Here is a 17,708-nt window from a genome sequence, read left to right as displayed (position 1 = left end):
TATCTACAAACAGTAGAGATTCAAATGAGTTTTGACACTACAGTTAGTATGTTAGGCCTTTTTATCTACAAACAGTAGAGATTCAAATGAGTTTTGACTCTGACTGGCCGCCCTGAATTTTATCCATCTACAAACAGTAGAGATTCAAATGAGTTTTGACCTTTCACGGATTGCCTATCGTGCACATCTACAAACAGTAGAGATTCAAATGAGTTTTGACTTTATGATGATGAGAGGAACGCATGACATCTACAAACAGTAGAGATTCAAATGAGTTTTGACTCTCTGCTCATACGTCCACCGCCGTGATCTACAAACAGTAGAGATTCAAATGAGTTTTGACCCATCGGCGTTTATTATGGTTGGATCATCTACAAACAGTAGAGATTCAAATGAGTTTTGACCTTAGTGAGTTATTTAGGAGATTCTATCTACAAACAGTAGAGATTCAAATGAGTTTTGACAATTCTCCATGACGAAATAGAAAGAATATCTACAAACAGTAGAGATTCAAATGAGTTTTGACCTCCACCCCGCCGCCCATCCTGCGCCGATCTACAAACAGTAGAGATTCAAATGAGTTTTGACAGAGGAGGGAAATATATAATGCCTTGGGATCTACAAACAGTAGAGATTCAAATGAGTTTTGACGCACAAAAACAGGCCGACAGCATCATATCTACAAACAGTAGAGATTCAAATGAGTTTTGACCGATCGGCGCTGCATTCACACTGATATATCTACAAACAGTAGAGATTCAAATGAGTTTTGACAGAGCAACACCGATGCGGCGGTGCAGATCTACAAACAGTAGAGATTCAAATGAGTTTTGACAGCGCCGATACCCGCAAAGAGCTCCAATCTACAAACAGTAGAGATTCAAATGAGTTTTGACCATCGTGCGGAGAGTATCAGATTGGTATCTACAAACAGTAGAGATTCAAATGAGTTTTGACAAATGGACCTGGGGAGCTCTCCATTCTCATCTACAAACAGTAGAGATTCAAATGAGTTTTGACAATGGCAGTAATGCCATCCTCAACAAATCTACAAACAGTAGAGATTCAAATGAGTTTTGACCATCAGACAGAGCTTTCAACGCTTCGCGATCTACAAACAGTAGAGATTCAAATGAGTTTTGACCCCGTTGAGTTTGTCCAGAGGAACAGATCTACAAACAGTAGAGATTCAAATGAGTTTTGACTGTGCGAAAGCCGCAGATACAGAGCTATCTACAAACAGTAGAGATTCAAATGAGTTTTGACGCTCACCGGTGACAACGGCGACATCCATCTACAAACAGTAGAGATTCAAATGAGTTTTGACAATCTTTGTTTTATCTACACAGAGTAATCTACAAACAGTAGAGATTCAAATGAGTTTTGACGGTCGCCATGCCGGCAGGAGCGATCAATCTACAAACAGTAGAGATTCAAATGAGTTTTGACTTACGCCGGCTCAAGCGGGCTTTCCACATCTACAAACAGTAGAGATTCAAATGAGTTTTGACAACCTCCAAGTTGCGGCCTGTGGGGTATCTACAAACAGTAGAGATTCAAATGAGTTTTGACTCACTAAGCTCTCTCTCTCCGATATTAATCTACAAACAGTAGAGATTCAAATGAGTTTTGACACTCATAGTGAATAATAGGGCTTATTTAGCCTATTATTTTCTATTAAACAATAACAACAACGAATAATTTAACTGTTTCGGTTACGTAAATACGCAAAAAATGATGTTCAAAAAAATTATGACAGAGGTTTGCATCAGACCATTACAATCTCAGACTCTTCATGTTTGGCATATCCAAGCCTTATGATGTCACATGTCTTTGAGAGTTTCATTATAAGTACTGAATCTGCCTCTGAGAATTCATCCATGAACCTGTTGTTTATATCTGCAATTATATTGTCAAGTATTCTCTCTGAATTATCTATCTCATAGACAGAATATTGCAGTCTGTGCCCAAACCTTTTTATGTATTTTGAGAATTTTGTGCGCAATTTGTCATCTTGGATATCATAGCTTATCAGTATCATTGGTCCTCACGTATCCTAAATACCGGAAAATCGGAAATCGACCTGTGTTTCATGATTGCCCGATAAAAGTCTCGAAAGTAGACAAATACTTCTTCTTTCGATGCCAATAAGGGTTTGGTTAGAAATTCCACATAGTCTTTGCTCTTTGATATATCCAGCAAAAATCTTCCATTAGAAACATTGAAGTCCTCAGGCTTGCACTGTCCCAGATTTACTGCCTTCCTTACTTGCCAATCTATGAGAGGGCGGAACGGTTCCACCATATCACATACCAGTGATTTCCTCATGTAGAACTCTCTGTGGTATACTCCTTTGTAAGTATCGAACCCATACAAACACAGCATTGCATCAATGAAGTTGAACAGAATAGTGTACCCTATATCCAAAGTACTGTTAATGAAATCAGGCTTTATCTTTGGTTTCCTTCCTGTCCACACATCCATATTGAAATTATTTCGGAAATAGATTCTTGAAGCGGATCCCTCAACGCCCATGATCTCTCTGAAGTCCTCATTGAGACCCCATATGGATCCCGCATAGCGTTCCAGCGAAGATATGTCTGCCCGCATCTTGTTGTCTTTCCATCTCTGCAGACTCAGCGTATCGATTTGATTGCGGATCTTGTTTTCCACAATGTGTTTTGCGATGTCTAAACTATCATAGTCGTATTGAATCTTCCTCAGGATGAAATTGCCTTCTGTCTTGTGACCAATGACATCATAAGTTCGGAGCATTGTTGTCATCAGGAAGATCGGAAAACCGAACTTCCTTGATCTCTGGATTATACCTGATGTTATTGTTACGTCCCCCACGATGAAAAGAGCAAATATCCTATAGCATGTGGATTGCAGACGCACCTCATTTCCATTCTTAACAATAAGATTATCATTACTGAAAGAGATTTTGTCCCCCTCCCTTGTGAAAACGAACACTATCTGTTTTTTCTTGAAGGCATCAACCGACATCATACTTTACTCCAGACATGAGCTCCCGCACATTGGTTCATATATACAATTAGAACATTTGCAGGGATTTGTCTGGATGTAATCACCCGGGTTGAAGGCGTGCATGTCACGAATCGTTTCCTCGAACTTGTCCACCATATCCACATCATACTCCGGGATAGATATATCATAATTCTTGTTGTCGTCCATACTATGCACTCTGATCTTATTGACCTTATATCCCATCTCTTTCAGCGCAAAATATTGGCCATATATCTGGAATACCTGCCCGTCATACAGCTGGGATATCTTTTTCTTCCTCTCGGTGAGCAATCCCTTCTTTATGTCGAACAGATCTATCTTCCCCATCAGATCATACTTTTCACAATAGACCTCAATCCCCTGCAATACATCCTTTCTTGATGTGTATCGCCCATCCTCTATTGTTTTATGCGCATGCGTTCCATTGATTTGACATGTAGACTGAGACATCATTCTGTCCGCGTCTTCCATAAGATTATGGAAATATATTGAGACGGGACAGAAAATAAAGTCATTTATGTTTGATAGCAGGATTGTGTTTTCTGTCATTGATCCCCCCTTGTCTGCATGAACTCGAACCAGTCTTTGTGTTCCAACTTCGGCATCTTGTCCGAGTTAGAATCATACGTCTTGCCAATCATGCGCATAAGTAGCTCACCTTTGAGTGCGATGTGATAAGCGCCGTTAGCATCCGCATCCACTGGAAAATCTCTGTGTTTGTAATCCGACCTGAAGAACTCTCCATTGCGGTTCTTTACTGGGGAGATTATGTAGTCTATTCTCCCATCTTTGTTTCTCATCTTTATGGTATCCATAAACGAGTGGTATACTGTGTTTATCAAATTATTATCCCCACTTTGGGTGATCTTATCGCGTATATCCGACCCATCATCATACTCGATACCCGATAGAGCTTCCTTAATCCTCTTCGTAGGGTCAGTTGTTTTGTAACATTTTTCATCTCTGACATATCTGATGCGTTCGCCATGAGTATACACTGTCCACATGTTCCTGTGATCAGTTGCTATTTTTGAGAAGTTCCGATAGTCAAATGTGAAAGCGAATATTCCTCCATCCCTGGCAGAATACACAATTGATTCGAACCGCTGTAAGAACTCTTTCTTTTTTTGAGTGCTTGTTATGCTGGATGAGTTGAACAAGTCCACAAACCCCGTTGTTGGATCAATAACCGAAGTGAACGCTGCGGGAACATAGAACAGGATTCCAGATTGCTTCCCGAGTTTACTGAAGCTTTCCAGCGGAGCGGTTAACTGATATGCATTGAGGACTCCTCCAGCGTCGCTACTGTCAGATACATCCTTGAATACAAGGTAATTCAGCTTGTTTATCAGCATTTCCTCAAACTTCTGATATATCTGCTTCTCCACTTTGAGACGTCCCTTTTTGAATCCGAAATGGAGATCTTCCAGTACAACTATGGCATTGTATTTTATTGCCATTTTAGATATTTCATGAACAGCTTTCGCGAGATATCCTTCCTTTAAATCCTTTATTTTTCCTATTGAATTCCAGCTCTGTCTCGCTACTTCCCTTTCTGTTTGTCTTTGACTCAGCTTCTCATGGTAATCGAATCCATCTATTACATTGAGACTTTTCTGATCGATGATTTTACCATTACGATCTATGATGGAATAGTATAGGAGGTTCCTTTCTCCGCGGTCTATACCTATTATGCATGCATTTTCGTCTGTGAGGAATTTTTCTATGGCCATCTTGTTTATTCTCTTCTCTCCGATAGCTTTGAAGTTCAGCGTAAGGGGAACATGGAAGTACATTTTATTTTCCAAATACCTGCGGTCTTTGACGATGCCATAATACGCTTTGAATGACCCCACTTTGTCACAATATTCTTTCTCTTCTTTGGTGAGTTCTCTGCCATGATTATAATAATCAAAGAGATTTTTGTGTATCTCATCCGGTACAGGTATCCTGCTTTCTTTCACCGTATTTTGTTCCCCCATAACGCCCGATACGTGCGTTCTGTCGATGTATGTGCGGTTAACCAATATCTCTCCCTCTCTGTGTGGGGGGTCTTTGATATCACTCTTTTTTCTATAGAAAAGTTCAGCCTCTCCGCTAAGTTTCATTACCCCCTTCTGAAGGTTTTCTTCTGAGAAAACTGCATTCCAGTATAATGTATGCATGTCCTTATTGCCTTTAGCACCCTTCGCAAAATCTTTGTTATATATCTGGAAGAGGAACATATCGCCTCCTTCCACGTATCTGTCAATCGTATCTGAGGGTATGTTCACAAAGTACATCCTGTATCCCTGCTTTTCCACCTCTTGATAGAACTCACTGATGTCGTCATATGATTCTGTAGGAGAGAATTTAAAATCGAACACTTTCCAATTCTCGTTCTTCTGTATCGATTCTTTGAAAAAATCAATCAGCTTGTGACAGAATCCTTTATCAAATTCTTTGCCCTTTTTATGCTTTCCAGCTTTGTATCCTTCCCTTATCTCTTGTGATGGGTTATAGTAGTCGATGTTCTTTTTGGCAAAGAAGACCTTCGGCAACATTCTATATGGCCCGGGGAGTAATTTGTACACCATCTTTTGATAGAATGGCCCTGCACCTGATCCTTCATCAAACTTTATTTTCCTTTTGTTCTTTGGATTCATTATGCCTAAGTAGTATTTTCCATCGCGTATGAGGATTACCGCAGTGTTTTCGTATTCTTTGTTTACGTCCCAGCCATTGGCCAGAGTCGGGTTATTGAAGTTCAGTTTTATTTTACTAGTGTCAAGATTTTTCTTTGTAAGATGATTCCTTGCTTGATTATACAATGGAGTTATTGCAGACAGTTTGTCATATATATCATTGAACTCTGCATAGAACGTCCAATCGTGTGGAGTGTTCGGATGTAGTTGAAAAGGGCTGAGCAGATGGAAAAACTCCTGTACAGAGTCTAGTAATGCTTTTATTATTTGGATTGACTCAGTATCGCCTGATATTTTCTCCACATTAATGTTCTTTTCTTTCTCTTTTTCCTTGTCAATATTCCTTCTGGCTACGCAAATCTCTGAAACATACGCCTCGAATGTCTCATTTGAACCTGCCAAAGAAATTGCCCCCAATATATCCGACAGTGTGAACTCGTCTGAGTCGAGCCATTTATCGACCTTCTTACATGTCTTCTCAAGGTTTCTGTCACCAATTGAATCTGCTTTGTAATCTCTAAGCATTTGTCCCAATTTTTCCCAGCCACCAGATTTATTCAAAGATTCATCTGCAGTCTTTGCGGGTTTAGAATCTGATTTCCCCCTGTAACCAAATATTTCCTTAGATACTTGATTCAGATATGCTTTCCTGATGTAGATTTTTGAGGTGTCATAGTTTGAAAATGATGACATAAGATTCACTGCCCTGTCAAATATGTTGCCATTTTTATCCTTTTCAACGATGTCAAAGAAGCTTCGAATCGCCGACAACAATTGGGAGTCGTCAGTGAAGGCCTCTAATCTGTAGGAGAAAGATTCTTCTTTGCTCAGTATCTGTTTGTAAAGCGGCTCCATACGAATCTTTTTCCTGCCATTCGGTTCGTTTTGATAAGCTAAATTCAAAAACTCATTCAGTCCCTTCGGCTTTTCGCCAGTACCTTGTACGATGCCGCCAATGGCCAGATTGTATCTGCTTATCCCGCTTTCCTTCCCACCCTGCATCATAACATTATTGAAATTATCAATGGAAAATATCTCATCCATCTTGATATAGCATCCTGCCTCTGCCAGCGTAGATTCCGCCTCCCGAATTTGTTCCGGATATTCTCTGCACACATACTGATATTTTTCAAAGTTGTCCAAAAGCTTTGGAAAATTCTCATTAATAATGCGGTAAGAAATCGCTGTTTCTTTGTCTTCGTCAGAATACATGTTTTTTCTGTTTTCATGGAAACTCTTGAAGTAACCTGAGAACTTGTTGAAACAATCAAATGCTTCTATTTCTTCAAGGGTGCCTTTCTCGTAGATCTGATTTTTGAGTAGTATGGAGAACAGTTTTTCGCTAAAAAGATGTTTGAACCGGTCATCTTTCTTAAACGCCGATACTATCTCTCCTCTCATACGTTTTTGTTCAGCCTCTAGGTTTTTCTTATTTATGGCCCGGGTTTCTGATGTTGTACTCATACGTTTCTGTTCTGACTCCGAATCTCTATTGTTCTTTTTCTCTTTACTTCTACGATACTCCTCCGAAAATTTTTTGAGATCGTCCCAATTCAGTTGGATGTTGGAGAGACATTCATCGATGAACTCTCTATGATAGTCATCAATTACTTCCTTAAGAATCTTATAATTATCATCTCTTTCCCTGTCCTTTTCGAGGAAATTGGAGTTGTCAAAGTGTTCCTTCGTTCTTCCCTGCGGCTTCAGCTCGAACCTGATCGTTTTCTGTATGGGGTACAGCTTGGTAAACTGCTCATAGCTATCCATGAATGTAGAAACTCTGTTTGAGTTTATATATTTTTTTATAGAGAAAAAATTTCATCATATATTTCAACATTTGTTTGTAGTAAAAGAACCTTTGTATAATTTGTATGCCATTTCCATAATATGAATTCGGGACGGAGAGAAAGAATAGTGGTCTCATGTGTGACTTTCGAGACTGTGAAGATTACGGATCCTATAAAGTTCTACGATGCCACGAAAGTCCACCTCATACATTATGTAAGAGACCCATCGAGCGATAACGGCAAGGTATACATCGACTTCTGTGAACGCGTCTGTGAGCTGATGTGTGAAAATGCGACCGCTCCAATAGAGATAATCAGACACATGGAAAATGTGAACGATTTCACAACCATGCTGAGAACGATTCTATGTATCATCGAAGAAGAAAATCGGAAGAATGAACCTTCTGATATATTCGTCAACATATCTGCCGGCACATCGGAATATGCTGCAGCGGCGGCCATCGCATCTATGATGATGCCTGGGGCGATACCTTTCTCCGTCAGCACCATTGACTATTGGGTAAAGGACATCAAAGGAACATTCTACGATGAAAATGATAAGCCAGTCGGCCTCACAGAATCTGTTCGGAATCCAAAATGCCTCCCTAAATACTCAATGCCCATCCCAGACAGGAATGTTGTTCTAGGACTCAGGATATTGAACGAAATGAATAAAAAGAAACTCTCGACAAAGGGCCCCGATGTCATAAGGGCTCTTAAAGAATCCAACCTTTGGCGCAGAGGGGAGGGAGAGATCATCTTCGACCACCACGGTAAGATCAAAACCACCAGATCAGACTCTGTGTATTACTACAGAGATTTCATTGACAAATGGGTCTCCAGCGGATGGGTATATCGAGATGAATTCAGGAAAAGATATTTCTTAACCGATGAAGGGAGGATCGTGCTGGATACATTCTATTGTGAACTGGAATGAACCAAATCGGGAATAAGAATGCTATGTGCGCAATCGTGGGCAAGAACAGAACTTATCAAATCTCTACTCCTAGTAGATCAAGCAGGAAGTCGCGCGTGTTCAAGCTTCAGACTCTTATAAACCTCTATTTTTTTATAGAGCGGTGGTGGACTGGGGGGGATTTGAACCCCCGGCTTCCTGCTTGCAAAGCAGGCGATCTGCCGAGCTGATCTACCAGCCCACACGCACTTGAATGAAGACCCATTATTAAAGGCTTATCGCACTTCGATGACATTGTTTTGATGACGTCTGTTCGAATCTGTTATATCCTCCCATTCTCATTGAATGTCGAATCAGATGAGCTTAATCACGTGTCCCGAGTGTTCAAAGAAGATATCGGATCGGGCCGATTGCTGTCCTCACTGCGGTCTCCCTTCGCGGCAGTTCCTTTCTAACCGGGGTAATCAAGGTGAAACTTTGTTGACAAGCACAGATAACGGATACGCCGAAGAAATGAGGAAACCCCTGAAAGAATTCTTCGAACGGAGAGGCCGCCTTTTGGAAACCGACGACTACATCACGTCGAAACAGAAGCGCGAGATGAAAACGGACTACGCCCGACTTTTCCTATATCTCAGCGATATACTCAACTCAAAGGGCAGGAAAGCCGTACCGGACCTGCTGAAGGATGAGAACACAGGGGGCTTCCTGAGGGCCTACGACTCCTTGGACAAAGATGTGGACGAACACAACGAGAGGTATGTGGAGAAAGAACTGCAGAACAATTCGGAATACTTTGACACGATGCTAAGCGAGCTCGATCCTGGCATCCGTCTGGATGAAGAGCAGAGGACTGCCATCGTGACCGATGACAGTTGTTGCCTGCTTGTCGCTGGCGCTGGCTCCGGCAAGACCACTACTATGGCCGCTAAGATCAAGTACCTGGTGGACAAGAAGAGCGTCGACCCACAGGACATCGTGGTCTTCTCGTTCACAAACAAAGCCACCAATGAGCTCCGTGAAAGAGTCAACAACAGGCTGGGGATACCTGCGGACATCAGCACGTTCCACTCGTTCGGGTTAGAAGTCGTAGGAATGGCCGCCGAAAGCCGACCGAACCTACTGTACAACCCTTACCAGGTCATATCCCGAATACTCGGAGAGTTGATCTACTATGACAACGAGCTCCTGAAAAAGGTGGTCCTTTTCCTGGGGTATTACTTCGACCTGCCCGACGGCGTCTTTGAGTTTGGGTCGCTGGAACAGTACCATGCCGCCCGCCGCCGGAACGACTATGAGTCGCTGAAGAGCGAGCTCGGGGAATACATATCGAACATCCAGGAAAGCCTGTCAAAGAAGAAGAAATCGCTCAACGGGGAGTTCCTGAGGTCAGCGGAGGAAGTACAGATTGCGAACTTCCTTTTCCTGAACGGCATTGACTACGAATACGAAAAGCCTTATCCTTACCCCTTGCCTGGCTCGTTCAAGAGATATACCCCTGACTTCATCATAAGACAGGGTGGGAAAGAGACATACCTGGAACATTTCGGAATCAATGAAGAAGGGCAGAACATAAGGTTCACCGAAGGCGACCTTAAGAAGTACCGGAAAAGCATCAAAGACAAAAGGACGCACCACAGGAGACACGGCACAAGGCTTATAGAGACATATTCCGCATGCGGCGGGGGCAGATCCGTGATCATTCAGCTCGAAGAACTGCTCGTGGCTAATGATTTCGTGCTGAAGCCAAAGAGCCCTGAAGAGATATATGAGAAAATCGCCAAGCTTGAAAAAGAGAAGTACATCCAAAACTTCACCGAGTTCACAGCGAAGTTCATAGAACTGTACAAGGTCTCCGGGTACGGCCCGGAACAATTCGCCGCTTTCAATGAGAAGGCCCCCAACCCCCGGATCGAGATCTTCCTGGATATAGCCGAGAAGGTCTATGGTAAATACCAGGATATCCTGTATGCAAAAAATGAAATCGACTTTGCAGACATGATCAACGGTGCGAAGAGACGCTTGGAGGATTTGAGGTCCGCTGGTATGACGCTTCCCTATAAGTACATAATAATAGATGAGTTCCAGGATATAGCAAGACAGAGGTTCGATCTTCTGAGGAGTCTCCTTAACGTCACTGATGCCAAAATCATCGCCGTTGGTGACGATTGGCAGTCCGTGTACTCGTTCGCGGGTTCTGACGTAACACTATTCACCAAGTTCGTGGAGCTGATTGGCGGGGGTACAGAGATGCAGATCACCAGGACCTACCGCAACTCGCAGGAGTTAATCGACATGGCAGGGAGGTTCGTCCAGCTCAACCCAGCTCAGATAAGGAAGCGGCTGATCTCAAACAAGTCCCTCCCAGACCCATTGCAAATCCGCATGTTCGACGACAGCTCCTGGGTGATGACACCGCTGGCGCAGGAGATTACAAAGATCATCGGAGAAATCATAGAAGAATACGGGGAGGACTCCTCCATCCTGGTACTCGGCCGTTACAACTTTGACAAATACAAGCTTACAAGGACTGGCCTTTTCAGCGATGATTCAGGGAATCTTCTCTGCAAAGAGCACCCAAGCGCCAAAGTAGAATACCTAACTGTACACCGTTCGAAAGGACTCGGTTACGACAACGTAATCATAATGAACATGTACGAAGGAAAGTACGGGTTCCCCTGCCAGGTTGAGAAAGACCCAATAATGCGGCTTGTCACGAGAGAGGACGACAGTGTGGAGTTCGCCGAGGAGAGACGGCTGATGTACGTAGCGATGACTAGGACAAAGAACAAAGTGTTCATCCTGGCTCCCGCCAACAATCCTTCCAGATTCCTCATAGAACTGGCTAAACAGCATGACCTTCCAAACGGAGACAAGCTACCCAAGGAGATGGCTTCGGGAAAGAGGAAGAAATGCCCCAGGTGCGGCTACCCTCTCAAGTACGAGGACAATAAGACGTACGGACTCGGCCTGTATATGTGCACGAACGAGCCAGAGGTATGCGGTTTCATGACGAACAGCCGAAGATATCATTTCGACCTGAAGAAGTGCCCCAGGTGCAACGATGGGTACCTTATCGTCATAACTAAGGACAACAACGCGTTTTACGGTTGCACCACGTACGGCACCGAGAAGAGCTGTACCTTCACGCTACCTATTTTAGAAGGAGGGCGGTGCGTTCTTGATGAAAGCAGAATAAAGCCTTTTTGACGCTGTTATCTTGGGCAGTTTCATTGTTTTTATGTTCGCCACGGGATATTTAAGGACTACGAATCGACCTTCCATCTTCCATTGTAGAGTGTGAATGAGTATGCATCGGTCATCTCACCTGAAACAATAGTTGAGTCATATATTCGGATTATGGTTTGTGCTTTAGGCATGATTGCTCTTCCAAATGCTATTGCAAGGGAGTTACACACTACAGGTAGCAGGTTGATCTCTTTGTCGCGCCCATATGCATTACCTATCATGTCGATGACTTCGGCGCACAATGACTCAAATTTTGAGATTTCGTTCTGATTCCCAATCCTGTCAATGCCTTTACATTCTGAAGATATCCTCCATATATCCACATTTTTTCCAAATGTGTTTTCCACTCTTTCTTTTGTCACTACATTGGTACACTCTAAAATCAATAGGACTTCGTTATCGCGATTTATTTGTTCAGGAAAGTCAACTGAAAATGAGATTGGTTCCTTTTCTTTATCATCGAGAACCCATTGGGCGTTGTGTAACCGAGTAAATATCTTTACTTCCATAAGGTCATGGAATTTACTGCCCAGATAAATCAATAAAGGCTGAGGGGCGACTGCAAACAAACAAATGGGCTCTGAATCATTATTATCAATAAGTGTCTGAACGCGATTTTTGAAATCGCGATCAATCTTTTTCAGAGACTCTTCGATGCTTTCTTCATTACCATTTTCGCACAGATTTATTATATTATGTCTTGAATACAGCTGGTTTTCGTACGCAACGCGCATTATTACACTGTCCGATAAAGTGAAGCCTCTTTCTCCAATAGGGCTTAAATATTTAATAAAACGACAATATGCTGTATCTAAAGAATCAAGCATTTTTTCAACTTTTTCTTCATGCATTCTTTTTTTCCTTTTCAACCAGTCGACACTGTACTCTTCTTCTTCTATTTTTTTATCGATCGTACTATGGCAGTTTGGACAAAGGAGCATCAGATTATCGGTTGAATTTCTCTCCTCCTCGGTTAAAAGAGGATTTGCACGTTCACCTAAATCACTAAATGCTACCATATGTGCAAACTCTCCGATTTTCTTTGTTTTTCCTGTTCGGAAATCTTTTAAAGTGTCGATATTGCAAATTGTACATCTTCCGCCAGAACATACAAAGATGTGTATTTTTACTGCGTCCGGAATAGTCTTACGTTCTTGCACCACGATTTTCACGCTTCCTTCCACTCTTTGCTCCCTTTAACGCTTCGATATCCGATTTGAATGCCCCGCACCTGTCTGAATCAGAACTTAGAACTTTCACGACTTCATTGATTCCATCTTTGCAACAATCTTTGATTTCTTTTTTGCTACCGCATGGGCAGATTCTATGTTTCTTTACATTAACGATCTTATCTTTTTTTGCTATTTTGTTTATATATAAAAGAACTTTCTTGAGATTTTGGTCATTACTTATGTTAGGAAAATATCTCCGATAGTAATCGAATATGCCCTCTTCTCCATGCGACCTCTCCCCTGTGATTGTAACTCCTGTATCTCTAAATGAAATCAAATTGATAAGATACACATCAACAACATTTTCGAAAAAAGATTCTGCGCTTCGTTCATCTCCCCATGCATCCATTATCTCAAGTTTTGTACCCATACATATGTACCCTTTGGCATACACATGACAAAACCCATCTGACATTGATTCCTCTGAAATCCAAACCCTTGGAACAGGATTCTTTTTATTATTACTAACTCTTACTTCTAGCCTGAAGTCTTCTTGATATTTTTTTTCACAATCGCGGTTGAGATGGTATGTGCCTACTATACCATACTCATCTCTTTCATATCTGTTGGTAGATATCTTTTTCGTGCTCTCGGTGATTGTCTCAAAATCCCTGAAAAGCATCTTTGCCTCATCAATGAATTCTTTTGAGTTCATTCTCACTCCAAATATGGTTTCGGGGTCTTGTCATTGACGGTAAGTGGTTTTGGAGTCGGAGATTTACCTGAATTCATCTTGTTAAAGAGTTCGTCTGCAACATCCTTTCCCATTGATTTTTCGATTTCCTTATTGATTTCTTCGGGTGTGCCGTCTAGTATATCGATAAGATCACTTCTTGCCTTTTTGACCCATCTGAAGAATTCGGTTGCCATTTGAGGATGTTCGTTCCACTTTTCTGCCAGATTCTCAAGGGGATCGGCGGGATTTTTTATACACCATTTCCCATTTTTCTTCTGAATCAATTTTTTTCCCCTGTACTCTGCTGAATCCTGATCATAGTTTTTGGAATCAAGACCCGAATAGAAGACCAAACCATCAAGTATGAAATTTAGCAAGTCATACGTGCTGTTGACAACTTTGTTGTTTTCTTCGATAATCTTTGCAACAAGCGTTGTGATCAATATCGACCTCGGCTTATTATCTTCGCCTTCTGTGCCGATAAACATCATATCTCTATGGCGCTTCAGTATCTGTATTACCATTTGCATCGGTGTTCTCGTATAAGCGTCGCTGACATCCGAATGAGATTTGAACAAATCAGGGTTTTCTTTTTGAATTCTTACTCTGTCTTTTTCGCGATATTCTTTGTATTTCGAGTTGATGCCCGTAAACCATTTTGCATATCCCCTTGGATTGCTGGACCTCCAAGAATAACTATTATTCCCCTCTTTGTTTGTTATTGCGACGGCGGTTTCACCCAATTCAAAGTGCGGCGATGGATCATTGACACAGGGTAACACATCAATGTGGAAAACTGCCCTTTCTATATTGTTGATTGGTAACTCAAAGTGCAAGGTCCAACATCTTTTTCCCTCTTTGCCAAGGTTATTTGCGTAGTTTTGATTTTTTAGATGTTTTCCTAATTTTTCTTTTATATCCTTGGCAGAAACAGCTGACTTTTTATCCGGGAATAGTGCGACCAAATCGATATCAAAATCTCCGTCTTTATCTTTGATGCATGGTTTTACCATCGTACCGATTTCATAAGACCCCTGTGCGTACACCTCTATATTATGATTTTTTAGGAAGTTAGTGAGACCACTTTTTACGCTTTCTGCTTTTTTATATATTTGTGGTTTAACATCCAATAATCTAGCCATAGTTTCGATAATCCAGTCTTTCTCAGTAAAATCTCTTGCCATAAGTATGTATATTTGTCCTTCTATATAAAATAAATAGAGGTTATATAAACCACACAGATCGCAAGTATTTCTTTTCGTTTGATAAGTTTACAAAGAAAAACGAAAGAATAGCTAGATATTTTGTTTTTAATTGTGTGCTGTATTTATTTTCTAGCGGGGGGGGGGGGCATTTGACAATGTCACGAGCTCAGATGGCCTATGTCTTTGCTTTTCTTGTACTGTTACGGCCCCCTCAAACTCAATAACCTCTTTGCATAACTACACGTCGGCATCATTCTGAATCCTTTACTCTCCGCGTATTCCGTCGCTGCAGCAACCAGGACCTCCCCTAGCCCATTCCCCCTCAGCTCGGGATAGACCACCGTGTGCTGAATATCAAAGCACCCGTCGCATACCTCATATATGATGTATCCTCCTGCCTGTCCGTCCGCCATAAGATTGAATCTGCAGCCTTTCTCATCATGCTCCACTGAACATTCCATAGTATAGAATCGCATTGAAAATATAATTCTCTCCCTGGGATGCTAAACTCCTTCTTCCCACATTGCACCCAAAATAGCTTTTATTAAGTTTGGGTTTGTATTACGCAAGAAACATGCACATTAACTGCGATAGGGCTCATTCTGCTTTTCTAAGTTTTACTTTTTGCCCTGAATATTTTTTACTGCAATCATTGCACACGTCATTCCACCTTGAAAAAAGACCTTTTTTGTATTGAAGAGTGCATTTCTTACAGGTAAACCTGCCGCAGCTGGAGCACGTATGTATTTGTTTGACTAAGGTCCTGCAATCATCGCAAAGGCACAGTCCATCTGTTCGAATATTCTTTGATAATATTATGGGAGCATCGTTCTTATTCTCTATGAACGATATTTCGGATTTCAGCCCAAAGGCTCCGAAAGCAATATGCGCTACTGAATACTTAAGAAGATATTCGAAAGACACTATCACGCTCTTTGGTTTGGGACTACATGTTTTGTTATAACAGCTACCATTGTTCCCCACATAGGATATGTCTTCTGTGAACTGCCGAATCATGATCTCTTTGACATCGGACTCAATTTGCTTTATGTTCATATCGATAGGCATTGGCCCCTCAACCTTGTCTCTGTCTGACAGTTTTTTAATGATGCGCGATATCTCCGGCATGGTTTTTAGACCATTCTGGTCCAACAAGATGTCCATTTCTTTGTCCAGTTTTTTTAACAACCTGCCATTCGTCATTTTAAAATCTTCGTGTGCTGAGACATGTAAGCGATATGCATATCTATCTTCCCTCTCATTTTTTAGCATCTCAAAATCAAGATCGACTTTTGTTTTTCCAGATTGTCGTATACCCATGTTGCTTTTAATGATGTTTTCGATGTCTATCACATCGTACGGTGCCAGAGTGCATATCGTTATGTAATCTGAGGTGGGATTTAACAGAATTCTATAGCCATGTTCGGAACCGATGGACTTCAAATCGAAGAAATCCATGGTCTCTATGTTAAGTCTGTTCTCCCGAATGTGTTTTTTCGCATCGTCGGTGAATCCGCCTGTGGCTATTATCATCCCTTTTTTTACTCCGTCTGTCATCATGGCCGAGTGTAATTTCTGAACTGCTGGCCTTCCGATGGGTTTGTGGTGATGCTTGCATTCTATATACATTACATCCGTTTGAGTAAAACGAACAATCAAGTCCTTTCCCCCGTCACCCACCAGCGGTACATGTTCTACATCGGCCCGATAGTGCTTTTGCAATAATTTTTGACAAAGCACCTCGAATGCTTCCCCATCAAAATCACACAGGTATATATCCTTGACATCGTTCATTTGGTACTCACCACACTTCATTGATAATATGCGCATTGCGAATGATGTTGTTTCTATGTGCAATCATCTATATTGAATAAAGAGAAAAGTTTATTTAAAAACTGTGGGTAAGTGGAAATGTACCTTGCTTCGGTCCTCATGTTCTTTGCGGATGTTTTCAACGGAGCTGTCATGATCGGCTTATATTGTTTCTAAAAGTCTAAAAGTTCCCTAGAACAATGTTGCCTTTCGGGAAACAGATTGTCCATTCTGGTAAAACTCCTACTTCCTGCAACAGATTTATATTTTTCACCTAACTAACCATCCTCAGCCACAACGCTGAAAGCTGTGGCCGGTGAAAGCTATGTACGGAAAAAGCATAAGAATGGAGAGGATCGTAGACAGGAAGACAGGCAACAGCGTCATCGTTCCCATGGACCATGGTGTTTCCATCGGTCCGGTGGAAGGTCTCATAGATATGAAGAAGACCGTCGATGACGTCGCGAACGGCGGTGCGACCGCGGTTCTGATGCACAAAGGTCTGATCCGTTTTAGCCACCGTACCTCTGGCAAAGACGTCGGGCTGATACTGCATCTGTCCGCTTCCACGGATATCGGAGTTACCTCCAGAGAAAAAACGCTCGTCGCCAGCGTCGCAGAAGCACTGAAGATCGGCGCCGATGCCGTCTCCGTTCACATCAACGTCGGCGCCGAAACGGAGTCCGACATGTTATACGACATGGGGATAATCGCCGAGGAATGCGCCGAGTGGGGGATGCCCCTTATCGCAATGGCGTACCCCCGTGGCCCCTCGATCAAGAACTCATACGACCCGGATGCCGTCGCGCACGCCGCGAGGGTCGCCACCGAACTCGGCGCCGATATAGTAAAATGCAGCTACACAGGGGACGTGGATTCTTTCAGAAAAGTGGTGAAGGGGGCCTTGGCGCCGGTGGTCATCGCCGGCGGGCCGAAGATGAAGTCCGACCTCGATATATTGAATATGGTGTACGATTCCCTTCAAGCCGGAGGAAAAGGAGTGTCCATAGGAAGGAACGTGTTCCAGCACAGGAACGCCGAGATGATGATGCGCGCGATATCCGGCATCGTTCTCCGCGGATCGAGCGTTGAAGACGCGTACAATCTGATAAAGGAATGA

General features: G+C 42.3%; 12 protein-coding genes, 1 tRNA gene and 1 CRISPR repeat array (1 of these 14 cut by a window edge). Of the genes, 3 read left to right on the top strand and 10 right to left on the bottom strand.

The features are described from left to right. Positions 1–1,634: a CRISPR direct-repeat array (repeat unit 35 nt; unit sequence ATCTACAAACAGTAGAGATTCAAATGAGTTTTGAC) (it extends 2,767 nt beyond the left edge of the window). A gap of 134 nt (positions 1,635–1,768) precedes the next feature. Genes cas2 through cas12a form a run of 4 tightly spaced genes read right to left on the bottom strand, consistent with a single transcriptional unit; the run spans position 1,769 to position 7,478 of the window. Further along, complete coding sequence (gene cas2, locus FWG96_01600; protein MCL2031956.1) at positions 1,769–2,041, bottom strand: CRISPR-associated endonuclease Cas2; 273 nt, start codon at positions 2,039–2,041, stop codon at positions 1,769–1,771. Next, entirely contained in the window at positions 2,038–3,009 is a 972-nt protein-coding gene (cas1, locus tag FWG96_01595; protein ID MCL2031955.1) for a type V CRISPR-associated endonuclease Cas1, read from the bottom strand. Before cas1 ends, cas2 begins: the two co-directional genes overlap by 4 nt. A gap of 3 nt (positions 3,010–3,012) precedes the next feature. Next, entirely contained in the window at positions 3,013–3,576 is a 564-nt protein-coding gene (gene cas4 / locus FWG96_01590) for a type V CRISPR-associated protein Cas4 (GenBank protein MCL2031954.1), read from the bottom strand. Continuing rightward, positions 3,573–7,478, bottom strand: a complete 3,906-nt coding sequence (cas12a, locus tag FWG96_01585) for a type V CRISPR-associated protein Cas12a/Cpf1 (GenBank protein ID MCL2031953.1) — start codon at positions 7,476–7,478, stop codon at positions 3,573–3,575. Before cas12a ends, cas4 begins: the two co-directional genes overlap by 4 nt. A 120-nt stretch (positions 7,479–7,598) precedes the next feature. Between cas12a and FWG96_01580 the strand changes: the two genes are divergently transcribed. Then, positions 7,599–8,435 carry a DUF6293 family protein gene (locus FWG96_01580; protein ID MCL2031952.1) on the top strand — a complete coding sequence of 279 codons (837 nt, stop codon included), beginning with the start codon at positions 7,599–7,601 and terminating at the stop codon, positions 8,433–8,435. Between the two features lie 143 nt (positions 8,436–8,578). On the opposite strand, the gene FWG96_01575 is transcribed toward FWG96_01580, so the two are convergent. Beyond that, a tRNA-Ala gene (locus FWG96_01575) sits at positions 8,579–8,655 on the bottom strand. A gap of 236 nt (positions 8,656–8,891) precedes the next feature. Here FWG96_01575 and FWG96_01570 point away from each other — a divergent pair. After that, positions 8,892–11,624: a UvrD-helicase domain-containing protein gene (locus FWG96_01570; GenBank protein ID MCL2031951.1), complete on the top strand. Its 2,733-nt coding sequence runs from the start codon at positions 8,892–8,894 to the stop codon at positions 11,622–11,624. A 56-nt stretch (positions 11,625–11,680) separates the two neighbouring features. Here the strand turns inward: FWG96_01570 and FWG96_01565 are convergent, their stop codons facing one another. The 5 genes from FWG96_01565 to FWG96_01545 form a co-directional block, all read right to left on the bottom strand. Continuing rightward, positions 11,681–12,847: an SAVED domain-containing protein gene (locus FWG96_01565; protein ID MCL2031950.1), complete on the bottom strand. Its 1,167-nt coding sequence runs from the start codon at positions 12,845–12,847 to the stop codon at positions 11,681–11,683. Then, the gene (locus FWG96_01560) at positions 12,810–13,550 is read right to left on the bottom strand and encodes a hypothetical protein (protein MCL2031949.1); all 741 of its coding nucleotides are present in this window, start codon (positions 13,548–13,550) and stop codon (positions 12,810–12,812) included. Before FWG96_01560 ends, FWG96_01565 begins: the two co-directional genes overlap by 38 nt. 2 nt (positions 13,551–13,552) lie before the next feature. Further along, positions 13,553–14,755, bottom strand: coding sequence for a nucleotidyltransferase (locus tag FWG96_01555; GenBank protein ID MCL2031948.1), 1,203 nt, complete (start codon positions 14,753–14,755; stop codon positions 13,553–13,555). Positions 14,756–14,976: 221 nt separating this feature from the next. Then, positions 14,977–15,237, bottom strand: a complete 261-nt coding sequence (locus tag FWG96_01550; GenBank protein ID MCL2031947.1) for an N-acetyltransferase — start codon at positions 15,235–15,237, stop codon at positions 14,977–14,979. 136 nt (positions 15,238–15,373) lie between these two features. Further along, positions 15,374–16,570 carry a restriction endonuclease gene (locus FWG96_01545; protein ID MCL2031946.1) on the bottom strand — a complete coding sequence of 399 codons (1,197 nt, stop codon included), beginning with the start codon at positions 16,568–16,570 and terminating at the stop codon, positions 15,374–15,376. A 343-nt stretch (positions 16,571–16,913) separates the two neighbouring features. On the opposite strand from FWG96_01545, the gene FWG96_01540 reads away from it, so the two are divergent. After that, a complete protein-coding gene (locus tag FWG96_01540) occupies positions 16,914–17,708 on the top strand; it encodes a 2-amino-3,7-dideoxy-D-threo-hept-6-ulosonate synthase (protein ID MCL2031945.1) in 795 nt (264 codons plus the stop codon).

Source organism: Candidatus Methanoplasma cognatum (assembly GCA_009777615.1).
Lineage (GTDB): Archaea > Thermoplasmatota > Thermoplasmata > Methanomassiliicoccales > Methanomethylophilaceae > Methanoplasma > Methanoplasma cognatum.
This window is presented reverse-complemented; position numbering and strand designations above follow the sequence as displayed.

Coding starts and splice junctions, on each gene's coding strand:
- cas2 (MCL2031956.1), bottom strand. CDS start 2,041: ATGATACTGATAAGCTATGATATCCAAGATGACAAATTGCGCACAAAA.
- cas1 (MCL2031955.1), bottom strand. CDS start 3,009: ATGATGTCGGTTGATGCCTTCAAGAAAAAACAGATAGTGTTCGTTTTC.
- cas4 (MCL2031954.1), bottom strand. CDS start 3,576: ATGACAGAAAACACAATCCTGCTATCAAACATAAATGACTTTATTTTC.
- cas12a (MCL2031953.1), bottom strand. CDS start 7,478: ATGGATAGCTATGAGCAGTTTACCAAGCTGTACCCCATACAGAAAACG.
- FWG96_01580 (MCL2031952.1), top strand. CDS start 7,599: ATGAATTCGGGACGGAGAGAAAGAATAGTGGTCTCATGTGTGACTTTC.
- FWG96_01560 (MCL2031949.1), bottom strand. CDS start 13,550: ATGAACTCAAAAGAATTCATTGATGAGGCAAAGATGCTTTTCAGGGAT.
- FWG96_01555 (MCL2031948.1), bottom strand. CDS start 14,755: ATGGCAAGAGATTTTACTGAGAAAGACTGGATTATCGAAACTATGGCT.
- FWG96_01550 (MCL2031947.1), bottom strand. CDS start 15,237: ATGGAATGTTCAGTGGAGCATGATGAGAAAGGCTGCAGATTCAATCTT.
- FWG96_01545 (MCL2031946.1), bottom strand. CDS start 16,570: ATGAACGATGTCAAGGATATATACCTGTGTGATTTTGATGGGGAAGCA.
- FWG96_01540 (MCL2031945.1), top strand. CDS start 16,914: ATGTACGGAAAAAGCATAAGAATGGAGAGGATCGTAGACAGGAAGACA.